17 protein-coding genes are annotated in these 18,784 nt (G+C 65.6%); 14 read left to right on the top strand and 3 right to left on the bottom strand.

From position 1 onward, the window contains the following. Window positions 1–82 precede the first annotated feature (82 nt). Entirely contained in the window at window positions 83–592 is a 510-nt protein-coding gene (locus AC1MED_RS11680; protein ID WP_479783426.1) for a TspO/MBR family protein, read from the top strand. Window positions 593–634: 42 nt separating this feature from the next. On the opposite strand, the gene AC1MED_RS11675 is transcribed toward AC1MED_RS11680, so the two are convergent. After that, the gene (locus tag AC1MED_RS11675; RefSeq protein WP_479783425.1) at window positions 635–1,039 is read right to left on the bottom strand and encodes a VOC family protein; all 405 of its coding nucleotides are present in this window, start codon (window positions 1,037–1,039) and stop codon (window positions 635–637) included. Window positions 1,040–1,134: 95 nt separating this feature from the next. Further along, window positions 1,135–2,760, bottom strand: coding sequence for a N,N-dimethylformamidase beta subunit family domain-containing protein (locus AC1MED_RS11670; RefSeq protein WP_479783424.1), 1,626 nt, complete (start codon window positions 2,758–2,760; stop codon window positions 1,135–1,137). A 340-nt stretch (window positions 2,761–3,100) separates the two neighbouring features. Here AC1MED_RS11670 and murA point away from each other — a divergent pair, with 340 nt between their 5' ends. The 4 genes from murA to AC1MED_RS11650 are packed head-to-tail and all read left to right on the top strand — an operon-like array spanning window position 3,101 to window position 7,440. After that, entirely contained in the window at window positions 3,101–4,426 is a 1,326-nt protein-coding gene (gene murA, locus AC1MED_RS11665; RefSeq protein ID WP_346960019.1) for a UDP-N-acetylglucosamine 1-carboxyvinyltransferase, read from the top strand. 10 nt (window positions 4,427–4,436) lie between these two features. Next, on the top strand, window positions 4,437–5,234 hold the full coding sequence (locus AC1MED_RS11660) for a lysophospholipid acyltransferase family protein (RefSeq protein ID WP_479783423.1): 798 nt from the start codon (window positions 4,437–4,439) through the stop codon (window positions 5,232–5,234). Beyond that, entirely contained in the window at window positions 5,231–6,292 is a 1,062-nt protein-coding gene (locus AC1MED_RS11655) for an NAD(P)H-dependent glycerol-3-phosphate dehydrogenase (RefSeq protein ID WP_479783422.1), read from the top strand. The genes AC1MED_RS11660 and AC1MED_RS11655 overlap by 4 nt, the downstream gene beginning before the upstream one ends. Before the next feature lie 2 nt (window positions 6,293–6,294). After that, complete coding sequence (locus AC1MED_RS11650; protein WP_479783421.1) at window positions 6,295–7,440, top strand: D-alanine--D-alanine ligase family protein; 1,146 nt, start codon at window positions 6,295–6,297, stop codon at window positions 7,438–7,440. 29 nt (window positions 7,441–7,469) lie between these two features. On the opposite strand, the gene AC1MED_RS11645 is transcribed toward AC1MED_RS11650, so the two are convergent. Further along, window positions 7,470–7,973: a DUF3515 family protein gene (locus AC1MED_RS11645; RefSeq protein ID WP_479783420.1), complete on the bottom strand. Its 504-nt coding sequence runs from the start codon at window positions 7,971–7,973 to the stop codon at window positions 7,470–7,472. A 126-nt stretch (window positions 7,974–8,099) separates the two neighbouring features. Here AC1MED_RS11645 and AC1MED_RS11640 point away from each other — a divergent pair, with 126 nt between their 5' ends. The 9 genes from AC1MED_RS11640 to AC1MED_RS11600 all read left to right on the top strand — a co-directional run bounded on the left by AC1MED_RS11640 (window position 8,100) and on the right by AC1MED_RS11600 (window position 18,783). After that, window positions 8,100–9,140: an LCP family protein gene (locus tag AC1MED_RS11640; protein ID WP_479783419.1), complete on the top strand. Its 1,041-nt coding sequence runs from the start codon at window positions 8,100–8,102 to the stop codon at window positions 9,138–9,140. Between the two features lie 134 nt (window positions 9,141–9,274). Next, entirely contained in the window at window positions 9,275–9,949 is a 675-nt protein-coding gene (locus AC1MED_RS11635; RefSeq protein ID WP_479783418.1) for a hypothetical protein, read from the top strand. 1 nt (window position 9,950) lies between these two features. Further along, on the top strand, window positions 9,951–11,216 hold the full coding sequence (locus AC1MED_RS11630; protein ID WP_479783417.1) for a glycosyltransferase family 4 protein: 1,266 nt from the start codon (window positions 9,951–9,953) through the stop codon (window positions 11,214–11,216). Continuing rightward, on the top strand, window positions 11,213–12,946 hold the full coding sequence (locus tag AC1MED_RS11625; protein WP_479783416.1) for a glycosyltransferase family 4 protein: 1,734 nt from the start codon (window positions 11,213–11,215) through the stop codon (window positions 12,944–12,946). Before AC1MED_RS11630 ends, AC1MED_RS11625 begins: the two co-directional genes overlap by 4 nt. After that, the gene (locus AC1MED_RS11620) at window positions 12,946–13,824 is read left to right on the top strand and encodes an ABC transporter permease (protein ID WP_479783415.1); all 879 of its coding nucleotides are present in this window, start codon (window positions 12,946–12,948) and stop codon (window positions 13,822–13,824) included. Before AC1MED_RS11625 ends, AC1MED_RS11620 begins: the two co-directional genes overlap by 1 nt. Further along, complete coding sequence (locus AC1MED_RS11615; protein WP_479783414.1) at window positions 13,817–14,710, top strand: ABC transporter ATP-binding protein; 894 nt, start codon at window positions 13,817–13,819, stop codon at window positions 14,708–14,710. Before AC1MED_RS11620 ends, AC1MED_RS11615 begins: the two co-directional genes overlap by 8 nt. Before the next feature lie 249 nt (window positions 14,711–14,959). Beyond that, on the top strand, window positions 14,960–16,636 hold the full coding sequence (locus tag AC1MED_RS11610; protein WP_479783413.1) for a glycosyltransferase family protein: 1,677 nt from the start codon (window positions 14,960–14,962) through the stop codon (window positions 16,634–16,636). Between the two features lie 7 nt (window positions 16,637–16,643). Further along, entirely contained in the window at window positions 16,644–17,954 is a 1,311-nt protein-coding gene (gene wecC / locus AC1MED_RS11605; protein WP_479783412.1) for a UDP-N-acetyl-D-mannosamine dehydrogenase, read from the top strand. Next, window positions 17,947–18,783: a hypothetical protein gene (locus AC1MED_RS11600; RefSeq protein ID WP_479783411.1), complete on the top strand. Its 837-nt coding sequence runs from the start codon at window positions 17,947–17,949 to the stop codon at window positions 18,781–18,783. Before wecC ends, AC1MED_RS11600 begins: the two co-directional genes overlap by 8 nt. Window position 18,784: the final 1 nt, after the last annotated feature.

The raw sequence follows: 18,784 nt of genomic DNA, 5'->3' as shown, positions 1-18,784 counted from the left end.
AGCAGGTGACCCACCCGGGCAAGCGACCACCCGGCCGCCCGCCACTCGGGCAAGTGACCAAGTTGGAGCCAAAGGAGCAGTTATGAGACTCATGACCGTGGTGTGGACGGCAGCCGCGACAGCCGCGACGGCGGTGGCTGGCGGAGTGGCGACGGACCCGGACGGTGCCTGGTACCGGCTGCTCCGCAAACCTGATTGGCAGCCGCCCGCCATCGCCTTTCCGGTGGTCTGGACGGCGCTGTACGCGGACCTCGCGGTGAGCTCCGCCGTCGCACTGGACAGCAGCGATGGGGAAGAGGCCGCCGTCAGCACGGCCAGGCAGCAGGAATTAACTGCCTACCGCTCCGCTTTGGCGGCCAACCTGCTGCTCAATGCGGCGTGGAGCTGGCTGTTCTGGCGCGCCCGCCGGCCGTGGGTGGCTGCTGCGGAATGCGCCGTGCTGACCGCCAGCAGCGCCGATCTGGTGCGGCGGACCTACAAACTGAACCGGGGCGCCGGAGTGGCGCTTGCCCCCTATGCGGCGTGGTGCGGCTTTGCCACCGCGTTGTCGACGGCGGTCGCGCGCCTCAATCCAGGATCGGCGGCGGACTGAGCGGCCGACTGGCCGCTTCGGCCCGGTGCCTGCGGGGGCCGGCTACGCCCCGGACCCCTCCGGGCGGCCTTCTGCGGCGCCGGGACCAATTGCTCCCTGGATAACCCAGCGGTTGCCATCCGGATCGGCGAAGTAGGCAAACTGCACTCCGCCCAGGTCCTGGACCTCGCTGATCTCGGCGCCCCGGCCCAGGAGCTCCGCGCGGGCAGTGTCCATGTCGGGCACAACCAGCTGCAGGCCTTCGAGGCTGCCAGGCGCCATGCTGGTCATCCCGGTACCAATGACGATCGAGGCAGCCGAGCCCGGCGGCGTCAGTTGCACCACCCGCATCCCGGGGATGTACTCGACGTCGTGATCGAGGACGAAGCCCAGCTTTTCCGTATAGAAGGACTTTGACCGTTCGACGTCGGACACCGGCACCTGCACGACTTCTAGACGCATCTCCATGCGGCCCACATTACTGCGGCCCTGCGACACGGACGACGGCGTGGCTCGCGCCAAAGCGCGAGGCTCACCCTGTGTGACGCCTGAGCAGGCGCCACTCAAATAAGAATCCGACGCCGCTGTCCATCGCGGGGGAGCCCGGTGGGGTTCGGACGGGTCCGGCGGTCGCGGTGCCCCAGGGGTCCGCGTGCCGCCTCGCGGATGATGTTCTGGGTCACCTGCAGGGCGAACTTCCGGGAACGGGCCGGGACGGCACGATCGGCCTGCGCCTGGAGCCAGGCCATGGTGCCCATGGTCAAGACCCCGGCCCCCGAGGGGGCAACGTAAAACGTCGAGTCCGACCAGCCACGGGAGTCGTGTTTGCCGGAGGCCGGGGAATGGGCAAAGATGTGGAGCTTTTTGGCGTAGGTGAAGGCACGGCGCACTGCCTTGGGGTAGACGCGGTCGGTTTCGCCGGCGGTGAGGCCGCGGTATTTGGCCCCGCGGCCAGCGCCGGTGCCGGCGAAGGCGAAAAAGCCAGGGTCCGTGACAGTGAATGTCCCCGTAACCCCCAGGTCGCCGTACACCGAGCCCGTGAGCGTCGACTCCGGATTCGCGGCGGGACCCTCGCGCCACTGCGTGGTCACGGCCTCCGGGTGGCGGCGGCGGTACGGATCCAGCCGGGCCTTCCGGTAGCAGACCAGGACCCGGTTCGTCCCGGTGAAGGAGGACTCCAATCGGGTACGCCAGTACACGTTGTTCGCTCCGAAGAAGACGATGTTGGTGCCCTTGTCCCGCGCCCCCTCCACAGTCCGGCGCAGTGCCGGGGACCAGTATTCCGAGTGGCCTGCGAAGATTACGGCCGCGGCGCCATGGACCAGCCCGGGGTTCCGGCTGATCCGGGCCTCGGTGGTGTACGCGAGCCTGACCCCGGGGTCGTCGATGGCTTCCGCGGCGCGGACCAGCGGGGCGTTACGAAGTTCCACCTCGTCGAAGTTCCGGTAGGGCCGGTCAAAGGAGACCTTGTAGGACCGGGTGGCCGTCGAATGGTTCGGCCCGGTGTAGAGCGAATAGCCGCCCCACTTGTTGTACGCCTGCATCGTGCAGTCGTTGAAGACCAGCACGGCCTTGCCGAGCACCGAGGCGGACTCGACGACCAGCGGGATCCGGTGGGTCCGCCCGGACGCGCCGGCCAAGACCAGGTAGTAGAGCCCGTCCGGCCATCCTGTCGTGTCGACCCTCGTGCTGACACGCCACGGGCAGGACACCATTCGTGTTTTGCTCCCGACGGCGAAGCGCCGCTGCCGCTGGACCCGTACCGGCCCGGACGTCCAGACCAATCGCTGGCCCTCCCCGTTGTAGTGCCCGATCCGGTAGGCCTTGATCCGGATACTGCCCAGCGTGGAATTGATGTAGACATCAACCTTGCGCTGCTGCGGGGTGGAGGCGTGCTGGCCCAGGAAGCCTTCCAGCTTCGGGGTGGTCCACCGCTTGGAGGCGACGTCGCCCCCCGTGACGCCGGGACGCTTGGCCGACACCCGCACCGGTCTCTGGTTGGAAGACCCGGCAACCGGCGACGCCGTGCTCCGCACCTCCCGCGCCGCGGCGGCCTGCAGCAGTAGGTTCGGTGGGCGGGTCCCGCCCGCTGCGGCCCCCGACGCCGCCTCGGCGGCGGCCCACGAAAGTGCCGCGATCGCGGCGCCGAGCACGGCTCTGCGTCCAGGAGCGGAGTCATTCGCGCCCATTGCCGCCTCGATTCCCACCCGCCGTCGTGGTTCCGGTGGGCGGCACTAGCTGCCGTGGAGAGTCGTATGCACGACCTCTCCCAAGGTTAGGGGCGCCGGCTGATTACTACAGGCGTGGGGATTACGCGCATAATCCGGGCTGAACGCGCCGGGACGTCCGAAAACTACTTGAGTACTTACGCGCGAAACGCGCCCGGAACAGACCGGAGCGCAGGGACCTGACCGGACGCTTCAAGCCGGCCCGGAGCGCGCCGTATTTCAGATCGGTAACGCTAGCTCCTATGCTTAGCTGGAGCCTTTGTAAGGATTTGGGGGCGAGTAGTCGTGAGGAAACTGGTAAATGAGTAGTGTTCTGACAATCCGCGGAGGCGTCCCGCTGACCGGCCGCGTCGTCGTGCGTGGGGCCAAGAATCTTGTCCCCAAGGCGATGGTTGCCGCCCTGCTGGGCAATGAGCCGTCCGTGCTGCGCAACGTCCCTGAGATCAAGGACGTTGAGGTTGTCACCAGCCTGCTCCAGCTCCACGGCGTCACGGTGGACAAGGACCCGGTCACCGGGGACCTCACGCTGGATCCCACCAACGCCAAGACGGCCTCGCACACGGCCATCGACGCGCACGCCGGCGACTCCCGCATTCCGATCCTGCTCTGCGGACCCCTGATCCACGCCATTGGCGAGGCCTTCATCCCGGACCTCGGCGGCTGCAAAATCGGCGACCGCCCCATTGACTACCACCTCAACGTGCTGCGCCAGTTCGGCGCCGTCGTGGAGAAGCGCCCGGGCGGCATCCACATCTCCGCGCCCAACGGCCTCAAGGGTGCCAAAATCGCCCTGCCCTACCCGTCAGTCGGGGCCACCGAGCAGGTCCTGCTGAGCGCCACCCGCGCTGAAGGCATCACCGAACTCTCCGGCGCGGCCACCGAACCGGAAATCGTGGACCTCATTGCCGTGCTGCAGAAGATGGGCGCCATCATCAGCGTCCAGACGGACCGCACCATCCGGATCGAGGGAGTGCAGGACCTGGGCGGCTACAACCACCGGGCCCTGTCCGACCGCAACGAATCCGCGTCCTGGGCCTCCGCCGCCCTCGTGACCCGCGGCGACATCTTCGTCGAAGGCGCTACGCAGCGGGACATGATGACGTTCCTGAACACCTACCGCAAGGTGGGCGGCGGCATGGACATCGGCGAGGACGGCATCCGCTTCTACCACCCGGGCGGAAAGCTCAACCCGCTGGTCCTGGAAACCGACGTGCACCCCGGCTTCATGACCGACTGGCAGCAGCCGCTGGTGGTGGCCCTGACCCAGGCCGAGGGCGTCTCGATCGTGCATGAGACCGTGTATGAAAACCGCTTCGGGTTCACGGACGCCCTGATCCGGATGGGCGCAAATATCCAGGTCCACCGCGAATGCCTCGGCAGCGTCCCGTGCCGCTTCGGCCAGCGGAACTTCCTGCACTCCGCCGTTATCTCCGGACCCACGCAGCTCAAGGGCGCCGATATTGACGTGCCGGACCTGCGCGGCGGCTTCAGCCACCTCATCGCGGCGCTCGCTGCCACCGGCACCTCCCGCGTCACCGGCATCGACATCATCAACCGCGGCTACGAGCGCTTCACCGAAAAGCTCGCCGGCCTGGGCGCCGATTTCGACATCACCTCGACCCGGTAGCGGGGACTTCGTGAAAGAAACGGCCAAGAGCCACATCACCTTTGTCATCGTGGCCGGGATCGTCCGGCCCGTCATGAACCTGCTGATGAACAAGAAGTGGGAGGGGCTGGAGAAGCTTCCCGCCGGCGGCTTCATTGCCGCGCCCAACCACTGCACCGAGATCGATCCGCTGGTGATCGGGCACATGCTCTACAACCAGAAGCGGATGCCGCACTTCCTTGCCAAGGGCAGCCTGTTCAAGGTTCCGGTGCTGGGTTCGGTGCTGCGCAACACCAAGCAGGTGCCGGTGGAACGCTCGACGGCGGGGGCCAACCGTTCGCTGCAGGTCGCCAAGGAAGTCGTGGACGAAGGCGGCGCCATCATCATCTACCCGGAGGGCACGCTGACGCGTGATCCGGAGCTGTGGCCGATGCGGGGCCACACCGGGGCCGCCCGGATGGCGCTGGAAAGCGGGATCCCCGTGGTCCCGATGGCCCACTGGGGCGCGCACGAAGTTTTCCCGCGTTACGCCAAACGTTTCCATGTTTTCCCCCGGAAGACTTCCCGTGTGCTGGTGGGCGACCCGGTGGACCTGAGTGCCTTCGCCGGACGCCCGCTGGACAAGGCGACGCTGACCGAGGCGACGAACGTGATCATGGACGCCATCACCGAGCTGCTGGCCACCCTGCGCGGCGGACAGCCTCCGCTGGTCCGTTGGGACCCTTCGGCGCACAACCAGTCCACGCACGGCCGCTTCATCGAGCGCGGCGGGAAGCCCGGCGGATCAGCAGCACCGGACAGCGGCAGCGCCGCGGACGGTGCGAAGTGACCGTGGAGCTCCCCGCCCTGGACGCGACGGACGCGGCCGCCCGTGTCGCCGTCCTTGGCGCCGGATCATGGGGGACCACGTTCGCGAAGATCCTCGCCGATGCCGCCACCGCGTCCGGCGTTGAGCGCACCATCCGGCTGTGGGGCCGTCGCGCCGCCGTCGTGGAGCAGATCAACACCGAGCACCGCAACGAGCAGTACCTCAAGGGCATACCGCTGCCCGCCAGCATCACCGCCTCCACCGACGTCGCCGAGGTCCTCCGCGGCGCGGACCTCGTGGTTCTGGCCGTCCCTGCTCAGACCCTCCGCCCGCAGCTGCGCGAGTGGAAGGACCTGATTGGTCCGGACGCCCTCGTCGTCTCGCTGATGAAGGGCCTGGAACTGCACTCCGACGCCCGGATGAGCGAAGTGATCTGCGAGGAGCTCGCCATCCCGGCAGAGCGGGTGGCCGTGGTTTCCGGTCCCAACCTGGCCATGGAGATCGCCCGTGAAGAGCCAACGGCGTCCGTCGTCGCGTGCGCTGACTCTGCGGCGGCGGGCTGGATGGCCCGCAGCTGCACGGCCCCCTACTTCCGGCCGTACACGACGTCGGACGTGGTCGGCGTCGAAATCGGCGGCATCGTCAAGAACATCATTGCCCTCGCCGTCGGGATCTGCGAAGGCAAGCAAATGGGCGACAACACCAAGGCCTCCGTGATCACCCGCGGACTCGCCGAGACTTCCCGGCTGACGCTGGCCCTGGGCGGCGAAGCCCGCACCATGGCAGGGCTTGCGGGCCTGGGCGACCTCGTCGCCACCTGTTCCTCAGCGCTCTCGCGGAACCACACTGCCGGACGGCTGCTGGGAACCGGGCTGAGCCTGGAGCAGGTCACCGCGGAGATGACGCAGACCGCCGAGGGCATCAAGTCAGCGCAGGCCGTGCATGAACTGGCCGGCAAGCTGGGCGTTGAGATGCCCATCACCGCCGCCGTCGTCGCCGTGCTGGCCGGAAAACTGTCCGTAGACGAACTGGGACCGCTGCTGCTGTCCCGGGACCTGAAATCCGAAGGCGATTACTAAGAGTGTCGGAAAAGAATTTGACTACAGAAACGCCGTCCGGCCGGACCAGGCCCCGGGTGGCGGTGCTGTTCGGCGGCCGCTCCAGCGAACATGCGGTCAGCTGCGTCACGGCGGCCGGGGTCCTCGGCGCGATCGACCAGGCCAAGTATGAGGTGATCCCGATCGGGATCGCCAAGACCGGCCAGTGGGTGCTGGCATCCGGGGACACCGCGCAGTGGTCGCTGTCCGCTGCCGCGCTGCCGGAAGTGGCGCCGTCGGACCAGACGGTCACACTGGCCGAGATCGGCGGGGAACACCAGCTGATCGTTGCCGCGCCCAACCAGGTGCCGCAGGAGCTGGGCTCCGTGGACGTAGTTTTCCCGCTGCTGCACGGCCCGTTCGGCGAGGACGGCACCATCCAGGGCCTGCTGGAACTTTCCGACACCCGCTACGTCGGCGCCGGTGTCCTGGCGTCGGCCGTCGGCATGGACAAGCACTTCATGAAGGTGGTCTTCGAGTCCGCCGGGCTGCGCGTGGGACCGTACATCGCGGTGACGGACCGGCAGTGGCTCACCGATCCGGAACTGGTGCGCAAGCGCGTGGACCAGCTCGGCTTCCCGGTTTTCGTCAAGCCGGCGCGCGCCGGTTCCTCGATGGGCATCTCCAAGGTGGACTCGCTCGAGGACCTCGACGCCGCGATCGAGGCGGCCCGGGAACACGACCCCAAGCTCGTGATCGAAGCCGGCATCGTCGGACGCGAGATCGAATGCGCCGTGCTGGAAGGCCGGGGGACCGATGCCCCGCGGACGTCCATGCCCGGCGAGATCTCGGTTGCCGGCGGCGGGCATGACTTCTATGACTTCAACGCCAAATACGTCGACGACGCCGCGGCGCTCAGCTGCCCCGCCGACCTCCCCGATGAAGCCATCGCCCGGGTCCGGGAACTGGCAGCGGTCGCCTTCGATGCCGTCGGCGCCGAGGGACTCAGCCGCGTGGACTTCTTCTACACGCCGGAGGGTGAGCTGATCATCAACGAGATCAACACCATGCCCGGGTTCACGCCGAAGAGCATGTACCCGCAGATGTGGAAAGCCTCCGGGCTGGGCTACGCGGAGCTGATCGACGAGCTCATCCACCTCGCCCTGCACCGCAAGACCGGCCTGCGCTAGAAGCCGGGTTGAGGTACCTGCCTGCCGGCCTACTTGCCGGCGGGCAGGTTCTGCAGGTCCTCCTGACCCACGCAGTTCCGGACCGCCTTGATCTTCGAGACAGGGGACGCGAGCTCCGCCAGCACCGTTGCCGAGCTGATCTTGTTAGGGTCCATCAGGATCTCCGTGGCGGGCTCACGCCCGAAAGTGGTCAACGTCCAGACGGGGTTGCCCTCTTTGATCACCCAGTCGACGTCGTTGACGCTCACGCAGCGGTCCGTGGTGGGGCCAGGAACGTTGACGCCGCAGCGGAGAACCACTAGGGAGGGATCGCCCCACGCCGCCGTTCCCTGGCTGTTGGTCTTGCGGAGCTTTGCCTCGCCAACGCTGTCCGGCAGCGCCAGCATCATGGGCGCGCAGGCGGCGTTCGCCGCGTCCTTGGCCGGGGCGACGTCGACGACGGGGGAGCAGGCAGTGAGCACCAGCCCGGCTGCCGCCGCGGCGGCCAGAAAGCGGAGCGGACGTGCGGACGCCGGGAAAGGGGGCTGAGGCATAGTTCAAGCCTATCCCGGCGCAGGTGACCGCTTCGAGCCGGAACCAGCAAGCTGTCCGTGGCACAATAAGCCGAGCTGTTTCTGTCCAGCGTTACCAAAAATCGTTTCAAGAGTGGGGACTCACTGATGCCCGTTGACACCGCAGACCAGGCTCCGTACGAGGACGCCCAGCGGTCCCGGACGAAAAGGAAGAAGACTGCACGCAACGTCCTCCTCGGCGTCGCGGCTTTCTTTCTTGTCATCGCCGTCGGTGCAGGGATTTTCGCGTTCAACCTGGCGAACAGCTTCAACTCCAAATCCCAAAAGATCGAACAGTCGTTCCCCGAGGAATCTGCACGACCGGCCGAAACGAAAACCGGCGCCATGAACCTGTTGTTGCTCGGAAGTGACAGCCGCGCCGCGGCGCTGGGTGAGGCGGAGGCCGGCGGCGCCTCGGACCAGCGTTCCGACACCATGATGTGGGTCCACATCCCCGCGGACCGCAAGAACATCTACATGATGTCCGTGATGCGCGACACCTGGGTGCAAATTCCCGGCCATGGCGAGGCCAAGATGAATGCCGCCATGGCACTGGGCGGCATCCCGCTGGTGGTCCACACGCTGGAAGGGATGTTCAAGAGCCGGATCGACCACGTCGCCGTCGTGGATTTTGAAGGCTTCAAGGCGATGACCGACGCCTTGGGCGGCGTTACAGTCAACGTCCCGCAGGCTTTCAACACCCAGGGCTTCTCCTTCGAAGCCGGCAAGCAGCAGCTCAGTGGCGAAGAAGCCCTCGCCTTTGTCCGTGAGCGCAAAGCATTCACCGACGGCGACTACCAGCGGGTTCAGAATCAGCAACTATTTCTGAAGGCCCTCATGTCCAAGTTCCTCACGGCGGAAACACTGACCAACCCGGTCAGGATCAGCAGCCTGGTGGACACCGTCTCGCCGTACGTCAGCGTGGACAAGTCCCTGGACGCGGCAGCGGTGGCCTCACTGGCGGTGGGGCTGCGCGATGTCCGGGCTGCAGATGTGGTCAGCTTTACCCTGCCGACCTCGGGAATCGGAACCTCTGCGGACGGACAATCCATCGTCTTGCGGGACGATGCCGCCATCTCCAAAGTTGCCGAGGCACTGCGCAGCGACACCCTCGCAAAGCTCGTCGCGTCAATTGGTTCCGGCTCATAAAACCGTGGCAATATTCGATGAAGTGTCTGTGAACCGGTAGGATGCTCTCGGCGCCGTCTCAATATTGCGGCCCCGACGTAAAGTGCGACGAAGAACCTTACGACGTACCGAACAGGATTTTGCTTGGGGGAACATTGAACTCATCACGCTGCGGTGGTCGCCGGACCGCCCTCAGGACCACGACGGCGGCGCTCGGCGCAGCCGCCGCCCTCGCCCTTAGCCTTGGTGTGGCCCCCGCCCAGGCCGAAGATGTCATCCCCAGTACCGGTCCGTTCGTCATTGTGGAACCGGCGCCTTCCGATCCCGCTCCGGCGCCGGTTGAGCCGGCTCCTGCTCCCGCTCCGGCCGACCCCACCCCGGCCGATCCCGTCCCGGCACCAGCGCCTGCGCCGTCTACGCAGGCGCCCGCCCCGGCGGTGCCGGTACTTCCGCCCGCCAGCCCAGCCCCGGCAGCACCCGTCGTCCTGCCGCCGGTACCGGCGGTCCAGGTGCCCGTTCCGGAGGCTCCGGTTGTTCCAGCAGTTGAGCCCGCGCCGACCGTCGAAGAAAGCACGCCGACGGCGACTCCCTCGGCTAAGGCCTCGGCCGCGCCGGCGTCTGCTGCACCAACTAAAACTCCTGCGCCGCAGCCGGCCAAGGAAGACCCGGTGATCCAGTCCTCCCCGGTAATCCAGGCGGCAGTGACGGCGGCAACCGGCAGCCCGTTCGCTGTGCAACTGGCTACCGTCATGGTGCTGCTGGCGGCAGGCTTCGCCTACTTCCGCATTCTGGGCGCCAAAGGCCGCGTGACCTCCAAGGGCGGTCGCTAGCGTGGCCAGCGGAGTCCGCCCAACTGTTTCCACATCTCCGGAGGCAAACAGCCGGCCCGTAAAGGTCAGCCTGCTGGTGCACTCCTATTGGCCCGAGAGCAGCCCGCCCCAGCGCCGCTGGACAGCGCTGCTCAAGGAATTCTGTGCCACTGGCTGGGACGTCAACGTGATTACGCCCGTGGCCCACGCGCCGTCCGGCCGTCGAGAACTGCCCGTTGAGCAGGCGGGCCAGGCTTTCCGGCTGCAAAAAGGACAGTTCACCGAGCTGATCCGCCGGGTCCCGTACCTGCCGCACGGTAATTCACAGCTGGCCCGTTTCATCGATCACTGTTTCTCAGCCGCCATGTCGGTGCCGGTCGGGCTCTTCACGCCCCGGCCCGACGTCGTGATCGCCACTGCGCCGAGCCTGCCCATCCTTGCCGCCGGGTACCTGCTGGCCCGTCTCCGCCGCGTTCCGTTGATCGTGGAAATGCGGGACGCCTGGCCGGACCTTGCCCGTGACTCGCGCATGGTGAAGGGGCGCGTCAAGAGCGTCGTAGAGATCGCCGTCGATTTCATCCAGCACCGCGCAGACCTGGTAGTCACCGTCACCGAAGGATTTGCCCAGACGCTGCGTTCGCGCGGGATAAAGAACGTCGCAACGGTCAGCAACGGCCTGCACGTGGACACGATTCCGGTCTTGAGACCGCCGGAACCGGAGCGCGATACCTTCGAGGCGCTTTACCTTGGCAACCACGGTGCCAGCCAGCGGTTGGAGGTCGTGATCCGTGCCAGTGCGCTGGTGGGGGACGCCATGCATCTGCACTTGGTGGGCGACGGCACCCGAAAGCCGGCGCTGCAGAAGCTGGCGCGTGAGCTTAACGCCCCGGTGACCTTTCACCCGTCCCTGCACGGACCTGCTGTGCTGGAGCGTTATGCTTCGGCGGACACCTGCATCGTCTCGCTACGAGACGACTGGAAGTCGTTCGAAACGACCGTTCCGTCCAAAACCTACGAGGTCTTGTCCCTGGGCCGCCACGTCACGGCTATCGTGATTGGCGAAGCCGCCCGCATCATCAATGATGCCCAGGCGGGCGACATTGTGGTCAGCGGGCCGGACGCCGTGGCCGAGCTGTGGCGCGAGCTGGCAGCGGACCGCTCGCGGCTGGTGCGGGACGAAACCAGCCGCCAGTGGGTCAAGGAGCACGCAGAGTACTCCCTGCTTGCGGAGCAGTACATGGGGCTGATCGCGAAGCTGCTGAACCGGGAGCCGGTCTCTTCCCGATGACCCAGCTCTTCCGCAATATCCGGCTTGCCGCGGGCGTGGCTGGCGCCCACCTGAGCGACGATCCGTTCTTGCTTCTGATGCAGCTCAGCCGGCGGCTTCCAGCCCGCCTGGTGGGGCCCCTCGCGGCGGCAGTGACGCGCCTCGCCCCCGGGGACTCGGCTGCAATTCCCGTCCTGCTCGCCTCGCTGGTAAAAGGAGACGATGCCGAGGTTGAGCGACGGCTCCTGCTGGCCCCCGCTGCCACAGGGGAGCCCGCCCGGCGCCTCGCCGAGGTGGCACTCGCCGCCCAGCTGCCTGCCCTGGCCGATGATTTCCTCGGCCGTGCGGAAGGCGCATCGGGTCTGAACAGTGCCTACGCCCGCCGATTCTGGTACGACGGCGCCGTCAGCGCCGCTGTCGCGGTCTTGGCGGGAGACGGTAGCGCACGCCGTGGCCAGCGGGCCCGGCTGGCAGCCGAGCTGAGCGTCCTCACCGGCGCGGCACCGGTACTGGACCGCGTGGACTACAGCGGCGTCCCGGGCCGCGTGCTGCATCTGCTCACCAACTCGCTGCCGCACACCTCAAGCGGCTATGCGCAGCGCTCCCACTCCATCCTCGCCGCTCAGCAGGCTGCCGGCTGGGACGTCCAGGCGGTGACCAGGTTGGGCTACCCCGTCCAAGTGGGCAAGCTCTTCGCCAAGCCGCTCGATGAGGTGGACGGCGTCCGCTACCGGCGGCTCCTTCCGGGAAAGCTGGCGGCAACGGTGGATGCACGGCTGCAGCAACAGGCCGCGGAACTGCTGGGCGTCGTACTGGAGTTCCGGCCCAGCGTGTTGCACACCACCACGCACTACGTGAACGCCTTGGTGGTCCGTGCAGTGGCCCAGGCCGTGGGTATTCCGTGGGTGTATGAGGTGCGGGGGCAACTGGCCGACACCTGGGCGTCGACGCGCGGACTGGCAGCCAAGGAAAGCGAACGCTACCGGCTGTTCCAGAAACGTGAGGCTGAGGTCATGCGGGACGCTGACCTGGTGGTGACGTTGGGAGGTGCCATGAAGGCCAACATTGTCGCCGCCGGCATTCCGGAAAGCAAAGTCCTCATTGCCCCGAACGCCGTGGGTGGCGATTTTCTTGAGGAACCATTGGACCCCGCCACCGCACGCCGTGAGCTTGGGCTCAACGAAGCTGGACAGTACATCGGGACCGTGAGCAGTTTGGTAGCCTATGAAGGCCTCGATGACCTTATCGAGGCATTTGTCCTCCTCGCCCCGCGCCTGCCGGACTTGAAGCTGCTGATTGTGGGCGACGGCGTCTCCCGCCCCGCACTGGAGGTTCAAGCCCGCCAGTCAGGCTATGCCGACCGGATAATCTTCACCGGGCGGGTACCGCGCGAGCAGGCGGTGCGCTATCACCAGGCTTTGGACATTTTTGTGGTGCCACGCAAGGATCTTGAAGTAACGCGGTCCGTGACGCCACTCAAGCCAGTGGAAGCACTTGCCTGCCGCCGCCCGGTGGTGGCGAGCAAGCTGCCGGCCCTGGCGGAAATCGTCGAGGATGGGGTGACCGGACGCCTGGCCACAGCTGATGATCCGGTGGCGTTGTCTGAAGCGATTAGAGAATTGCTGTCGAACCCTGAGCTTGCGGAGCAAATGGGGGCGGCAGGCCGGTCCCGGGTATTGCGGGAAAGAACATGGGCTGCCAACGTGGCGGCCTTGGCAGCAGAGCTGGGAAAGCTGGGAGTGACCATCTGATGAGCATCAAGGAACAGGCCGAGGCTCCCACCGTCTCTGTACCAGTCAACCTCGCCCGGCTGAGTAAGGTGGGCCAGCGCCCCGACCTGCTCGACTACCTGGTGCAGCTTTGGGACCGGCGGAGCTTCATCTACTTCGACGCCCGGGCCCGGATTCAGAGCGGTCACGACAAGACCAACCTAGGCGTGGCGTGGATGGTGCTGACTCCGCTGCTCAATGGTCTGAGCTTTTATTTGATCTTTGGTTTGCTCTTAGGCACCAGCAAGGGCATCGATAATTTCATTGGCTACCTGCTGATCGGGACGTTTACGTTCCAGATGACCACTCGGTCCGTAATGGGCGGGGCGAAATCGCTGACCAGCAACACCTCGATGATCCGGGCCTTCAAGTTCCCCCGGGCCGCACTGCCGATCTCCCTCAATGTGCGGGAACTCTTGTCCAACATCCCCGTGACCATCGTCATGCTCCTTTTCATCATCTTCACGGCCCCAGCCGAGGTGATTTCCTGGCGGTGGTTCCTAATCGTGCCGGCAATTTTGCTGCAGTTTCTCTTTAACCTGGGGATTGGCATGTTGCTTGCTCCACTGATCTTAAAAATTCCGGACCTTGGGATGCTGCTCTCGTTCGTGATTCGCCTCTGGATGTACGCCTCAGCCGTCTTTTTCTCGGAGGACCGCTTCGACAATCATCCAGTGCTGCGCACCATCATGGACGTTAACCCGGTCTACCAAGTCATCAAAATCATTCGCGATTCTGTCCTTTATGACACCACGCCGTCTTGGCGCAGTTGGGTTGTGCTGTCTCTTTGGGCGCTTGCCTCGGTGGCGGCAGGGCTCCTCATATTCTGGCGTGGAGAGGAACGGTACGGACGTGTCTGAGATTTCTGAAATTTCTGGGGGACCGTTGACGGATCCCACCGTGGTGGTGGACGACATCTCAGTGGTTTACCGAACTAAGAACCAGTCTGGGGGCCGGACAAATGCCCGCACCTCGGCGCTGGCAGCCCTGCGGGGAGCCGGGCGGGCCGACGCGGAGGTACGGACGACTGCGCTGAATAAGGTCTCCTTCGTGGCCGGCCAGGGCGATTCCATCGGCATTATTGGCCGCAACGGCTCCGGCAAGAGCACCCTCATGAAGGTGCTGGCCGGCCTGATCATTCCGGACGAGGGCAGCGTCTACGCCTCGAGCACCCCCATCCTGCTCGGAGTCAATGCAGCCCTGATCAGCTCCATTTCGGGCGCGCAGAACATCCGGCTCGGCTGCCTGGCAATGGGCATGAGTCACGCGGAGGTCGATGCCAAGTTCGATGACATCGTAGAGATGTCCGGTCTGGAGCATGAGATTTACCACCCGATGAACTCCTATTCCTCGGGCATGGGCGCGCGCCTCCGCTTCGCGATTGCCGCGGCCGTGGATCCTGAAATCCTTCTCGTTGACGAAGCGCTCAACACCGGAGATGCGCAATTCAAGGACCGCTCTAAAAAGCGGATGGAGCAGGTGACCAACCAAGCCGGGACCGTGTTTGTGGTCAGCCACAGCCTTGGGACGATTACCGACATGTGCAACCGTGCCATCTGGATCGACAAGGGCGATTTCATTATGGATGGAACACCCGAAGAAGTGGCCAAGGAATATAGGAACTTCATCTGGCGGATGAACGAGGGAAATGCCGATTACGGCCGGCAGATCCGTGCCGAATTGATGGCGAGTTTGCCGGAAATGCGGACCACGCTCCTCCCAAACGGCTGGAAGCGGTCCCGGTAAGCCATGGGATTTCGAGACAAAACGGCCTACTGGCGGCGCGCGGTTTGGCATGCCCGCCACGGCGGGATGACCCAAATGAGGAGCTACCTCCACCGCAGCGGGACCGAACGCGACGAGGCCAGCCTGGCTGGCGTCCGCGGCGCGGAGGGCGCGTGGCGCGGGCTAGGACGTGGCCGCCGCCTTCTCTTTAGGGAAGCGTCTATCGGTGTTGGGCAACCTCGCAACCCCCAGTTGCGCGTCGGCATCATCATGGATGACTTTTCCGCGGCGGCGTTCGCCGCCGAGTGGACCGTCGTCGCGCTCAGGCCCGACAGCTGGGAGTTCCAGCTCCGTGAAGAGGCGCTAGACTTCGTCGTTGTCGAGTCCGCTTGGGCCGGGAATGCCGGGCTGTGGCGGGGCAAAATTGCTGGTCCCGCGGGCCCATCGGCCGCTTTCCGGGAACTGATCGCAGGCTGCCGGGCGGCCGGACTGCCGGCGGTTTTCTGGAACAAGGAGGATCCGCCGCATTACGAGGACTTCCTCCCCGCCGCCAGACTGTTCGACCACGTCTTCACCACCGACGCGAACATGCTACCGCGCTACCGCTCGGACCTGGGCCACAGCAGGGTATCCGTGCTCCCCTTCGCAGCACAGCCGCGGATTCACAACCCGGCGAGGCCCCGGCACGGTTGGCACGCCCGGGAGATCGCCTTCGCCGGGATGTATTTCGCCCACAAGTACGAGGACCGCCGGCGGCAGATGGACTATCTGTTAGGGGCGGCCGTGGACGCGACGGTGGGTAAGCGTCCGGGGTTCGAGATCTTTTCGCGGCAGCTGGGCGGGGAGCCGCAGTACCAGTTCCCCGGAATTCTCAAGAAGCATGTGGTGGGGTCGCTGTCCTATAAACAGATGCTCACCGCCTACAAGGCGTACAAGGTGTTCCTTAACGTGAACTCCGTGACGGACTCGCCATCGATGTGCGCCCGGAGGATTTTTGAGATCACGGCGGCCGGGACGTGCGTAGTGTCAACTCCCAGCGTGGCCATCACAGAGTTTTTCCCGGAGGGAGAGATTCCCACGGCGGAGACCCGCGAGGCCGCCACCCACCTGCTGAAAGCCCTCACCGGCAACCCGGACTATGCACAGCGTCTCGTCCACAAGGCCCAGCGCAGGATCTGGGCCGAGCACACATACAGCCATCGGGTGCAGGCCATCGCGGAGGCTGCACTGCCAGCGTCGGCAGCCCCGGCATCCCGGCCCCAGGTTTCCGTCCTGGTATCGAGTTTCCGGCCGCAGCAGCTGGACCATGTCCTTCGTGGCGTGGCCGCCCAGCAGGGCGTCGATGTCCAGCTGGTCTACCTCGCCCATGGTTTCCAGTTGGACGACGACGCGTTCCGGCGGCAGTGCCTGGCAGCCGGGCTTGCCGACGTCGTCGTCCTCCAGGAACCGCAGCAGACGACGCTCGGTGAGTGCCTCAATGCCCTGGTGGCGCGCGCGGACGGCAGGTTCGCCACCAAATGGGACGACGACGACGTCTACAGCCCGCTCTACCTGGGCGACCAGGTCCACGCCTTGATGTACTCCGAAGCCGAGGTGGTGGGTAAGCGGGCGCACTACATGCACCTTGCCGGCGCCCGGGCGACCATCCTGCGCAATCCGCAGCTGGAGCACCGGTACGTCGAAGCAGTCTCCGGTCCCACGATTTTCGCCGCCACGGACACGTTCCGACGTTTTCCGTTCGAACCGCTGCAACGCGGAGAAGATTCGCGCTTCCTCAGCGACGTGATCGAGGCGGGCGGACGCATCTATTCGGCGGACCGGTTCAATTACTGCCAGATGCGCAGCGCTGACGTGTCGTCGCACACCTGGCCCATTACCAATGAAGAGCTCCTGGCTTCTTCAAAGATTCAATTCTTCGGTTCGCCCGAAGACCACATTTCTGTTTAGGGGAAACATGGACGAGACGATTTTTGATGTTGCGGTCATCGGACTCGGCTACATCGGCCTGCCCACGGCGGCCAGTTTTGCCGCCAAGGGCAAGCACGTGGCCGGCATCGACGTGAAGCAGGCGACCGTTGACGCCGTCAACCGCGGCGAAGTGCCCTTCGTCGAGCCCGACATGGCTGTGGTGGTCTCCGGCGCGGTCAACCTGGGGTACCTGGTGGCCATGACCACGGTGCCGGCCGCAGATGCGTACATCATCGCCGTGCCCACCCCGCTGGCCGAGGGCAAAGGCGCTGACCTTTCCTACCTCCGCAGCGCCGTTGAGGCGCTGGCACCGAAGCTGCGGGGCGGCGAGCTGGTGGTCCTGGAATCGACCTCCCCTCCGGGGACCACGGAGCGCCTGGGTGCCTACCTCATGGAGCTCCGCCCGGACCTGTCCCTTGACGCCACCGGCGGCCACGGCCAGGTGCACGTCGTGCACTCCCCGGAACGTGTGCTGCCCGGACGCATCATGATTGAGATCGTCACGAACGACCGCGTCATTGGCGGCCTCACGGAGGAAGGCGCGCAGCTGGCCAAGCGGCTCTACGAAGTCATCTGTCAGGGCCAAATCCTGCTGACGGATGCCACAACCGCCGAAATGACGAAGCTGGTGGAAAACACTTTCCGTGACGTCAACATCGCCTTCGCAAATGAACTGTCAATCATCTGCGACAAGCTGGGCATCGACGTGTGGAAGCTGATCGAAATGGCGAACCACCACCCGCGCGTCAACGTGCTGCGGCCCGGTCCCGGCGTCGGCGGGCACTGTATTGCCGTGGACCCATGGTTCATTGTGGACGCCGTCCCTGAGCATTCCGGCTTGATCCGGACCGCCCGGGAGGTCAATGATTCCAAGCCGTACCACGTGGTCCGGCATGCAGTGGAAGCACTCGCCGATAAACCGGGCGCCACCGTCGCGGTCCTGGGCCTGGCCTTCAAAGCCAATATCGACGACGTCCGCGAGTCGCCGTCGGTGACGATTGTGCAGGAACTCGTGAAGCAGTTGCCGGCGAGCACCATCCTGGTTGTCGACCCCAACGTCGAGGAACTGCCCGCTGCGCTGGCAGGGTCCGGCCTCTCCCGGCTTCACGGCCAGAACGAAGCGATAGCCGCCGCAGACCTCGTCATGCTCCTGGTGGACCACGATGACTTCCTGACCGTTGACCCGGCGTCCCTGGAAGGCAAGCAGATCATCGATACCAAAGGCATCTGGAACCAGCCTGACGTTGCGGAAGCGAGCCTCCAGCACCTTCCCGTGGGAGCCGGCGTCGGTGGATAGGGGAGTCCAGAGCGTTTCAGCGCCGATTGAAGAACAACTGCGCCAGACTGGTTTTCCCCTTAAAGCACTGCACACCCCGCGACGCGAAACGCCCCTTGTACGAATCCTGGTCCGGGCCTCAAAGGCGTCGGACCTGGAGATTGCGGGGACCGTCGCATCGCTTTTAGGCTCCGCCAGCCAGGATTTCGCCGTCGACATCCTTGCGGAGGCCGGCACCCGGCCCCAGTTGGAGCAATGGCTCGCCACCGACCGGCGTTTTTCCTTCGTCGGCACTAACCGGACGGATCTTGTCGAGGCCGGCTTCACCTTGGTGCTCGGCGCCGGAACGGCCTTGGGCCTGCATTCGCTCGAGGCATTGATTGAGAGCCTGAGGCAGTCGGAGGCTCTGGTCCTTCGCGCGCTGGTGGATGGTCAGCCCGGTGCGATCGAATTTTGGGAGACGGGCACCCTCCGGAGGCTGTCGAAGCAAGGTGACCCGGAGAAGGCCGCGCGCAAAGCCGGTGGCGAGCGTTGGGTATCCGGCAATGCACTTGGCCTGCACGACTTCCGGCGGCCCAAACCCAAACTGCATTTGCGCAAGGGAGCCGCGGCAAGCCTGGACCTCAACATCGTGGTGAGGGACCTGTCGGACAGCTCCACCCGGCAGGATTACGAGGAGCGGATCCGGCTGCTGGAGGGAAAGCTGAGGAAGTCGGAGGTGGAGCGCCGCCGCTTGGAGCAGGGTTTGGCGCCGAACCGCGGGCTTTCACGGGCCCGGGCGATTGCCCGCAAGGGTCCTGCGTACATCCTGGTCCGGCTCAAGGCCCGCACCGGCCGGGCCGGGAGCTAAC

The sequence above is a fragment of the Arthrobacter sp. BI5 genome (assembly GCF_056680065.1).
The sequence above is the reverse complement of the archived record's forward strand: the minus strand, read 5'-3'. Positions and strand labels throughout refer to the sequence as shown.

Coding starts and splice junctions, on each gene's coding strand:
- AC1MED_RS11620 (WP_479783415.1), top strand. CDS start 12,946: ATGAGCATCAAGGAACAGGCCGAGGCTCCCACCGTCTCTGTACCAGTC.
- AC1MED_RS11610 (WP_479783413.1), top strand. CDS start 14,960: ATGGATGACTTTTCCGCGGCGGCGTTCGCCGCCGAGTGGACCGTCGTC.
- AC1MED_RS11670 (WP_479783424.1), bottom strand. CDS start 2,760: ATGGGCGCGAATGACTCCGCTCCTGGACGCAGAGCCGTGCTCGGCGCC.
- AC1MED_RS11645 (WP_479783420.1), bottom strand. CDS start 7,973: ATGCCTCAGCCCCCTTTCCCGGCGTCCGCACGTCCGCTCCGCTTTCTG.
- AC1MED_RS11675 (WP_479783425.1), bottom strand. CDS start 1,039: ATGGAGATGCGTCTAGAAGTCGTGCAGGTGCCGGTGTCCGACGTCGAA.
- murA (WP_346960019.1), top strand. CDS start 3,101: ATGAGTAGTGTTCTGACAATCCGCGGAGGCGTCCCGCTGACCGGCCGC.
- AC1MED_RS11640 (WP_479783419.1), top strand. CDS start 8,100: ATGCCCGTTGACACCGCAGACCAGGCTCCGTACGAGGACGCCCAGCGG.
- AC1MED_RS11680 (WP_479783426.1), top strand. CDS start 83: ATGAGACTCATGACCGTGGTGTGGACGGCAGCCGCGACAGCCGCGACG.
- AC1MED_RS11625 (WP_479783416.1), top strand. CDS start 11,213: ATGACCCAGCTCTTCCGCAATATCCGGCTTGCCGCGGGCGTGGCTGGC.
- wecC (WP_479783412.1), top strand. CDS start 16,644: ATGGACGAGACGATTTTTGATGTTGCGGTCATCGGACTCGGCTACATC.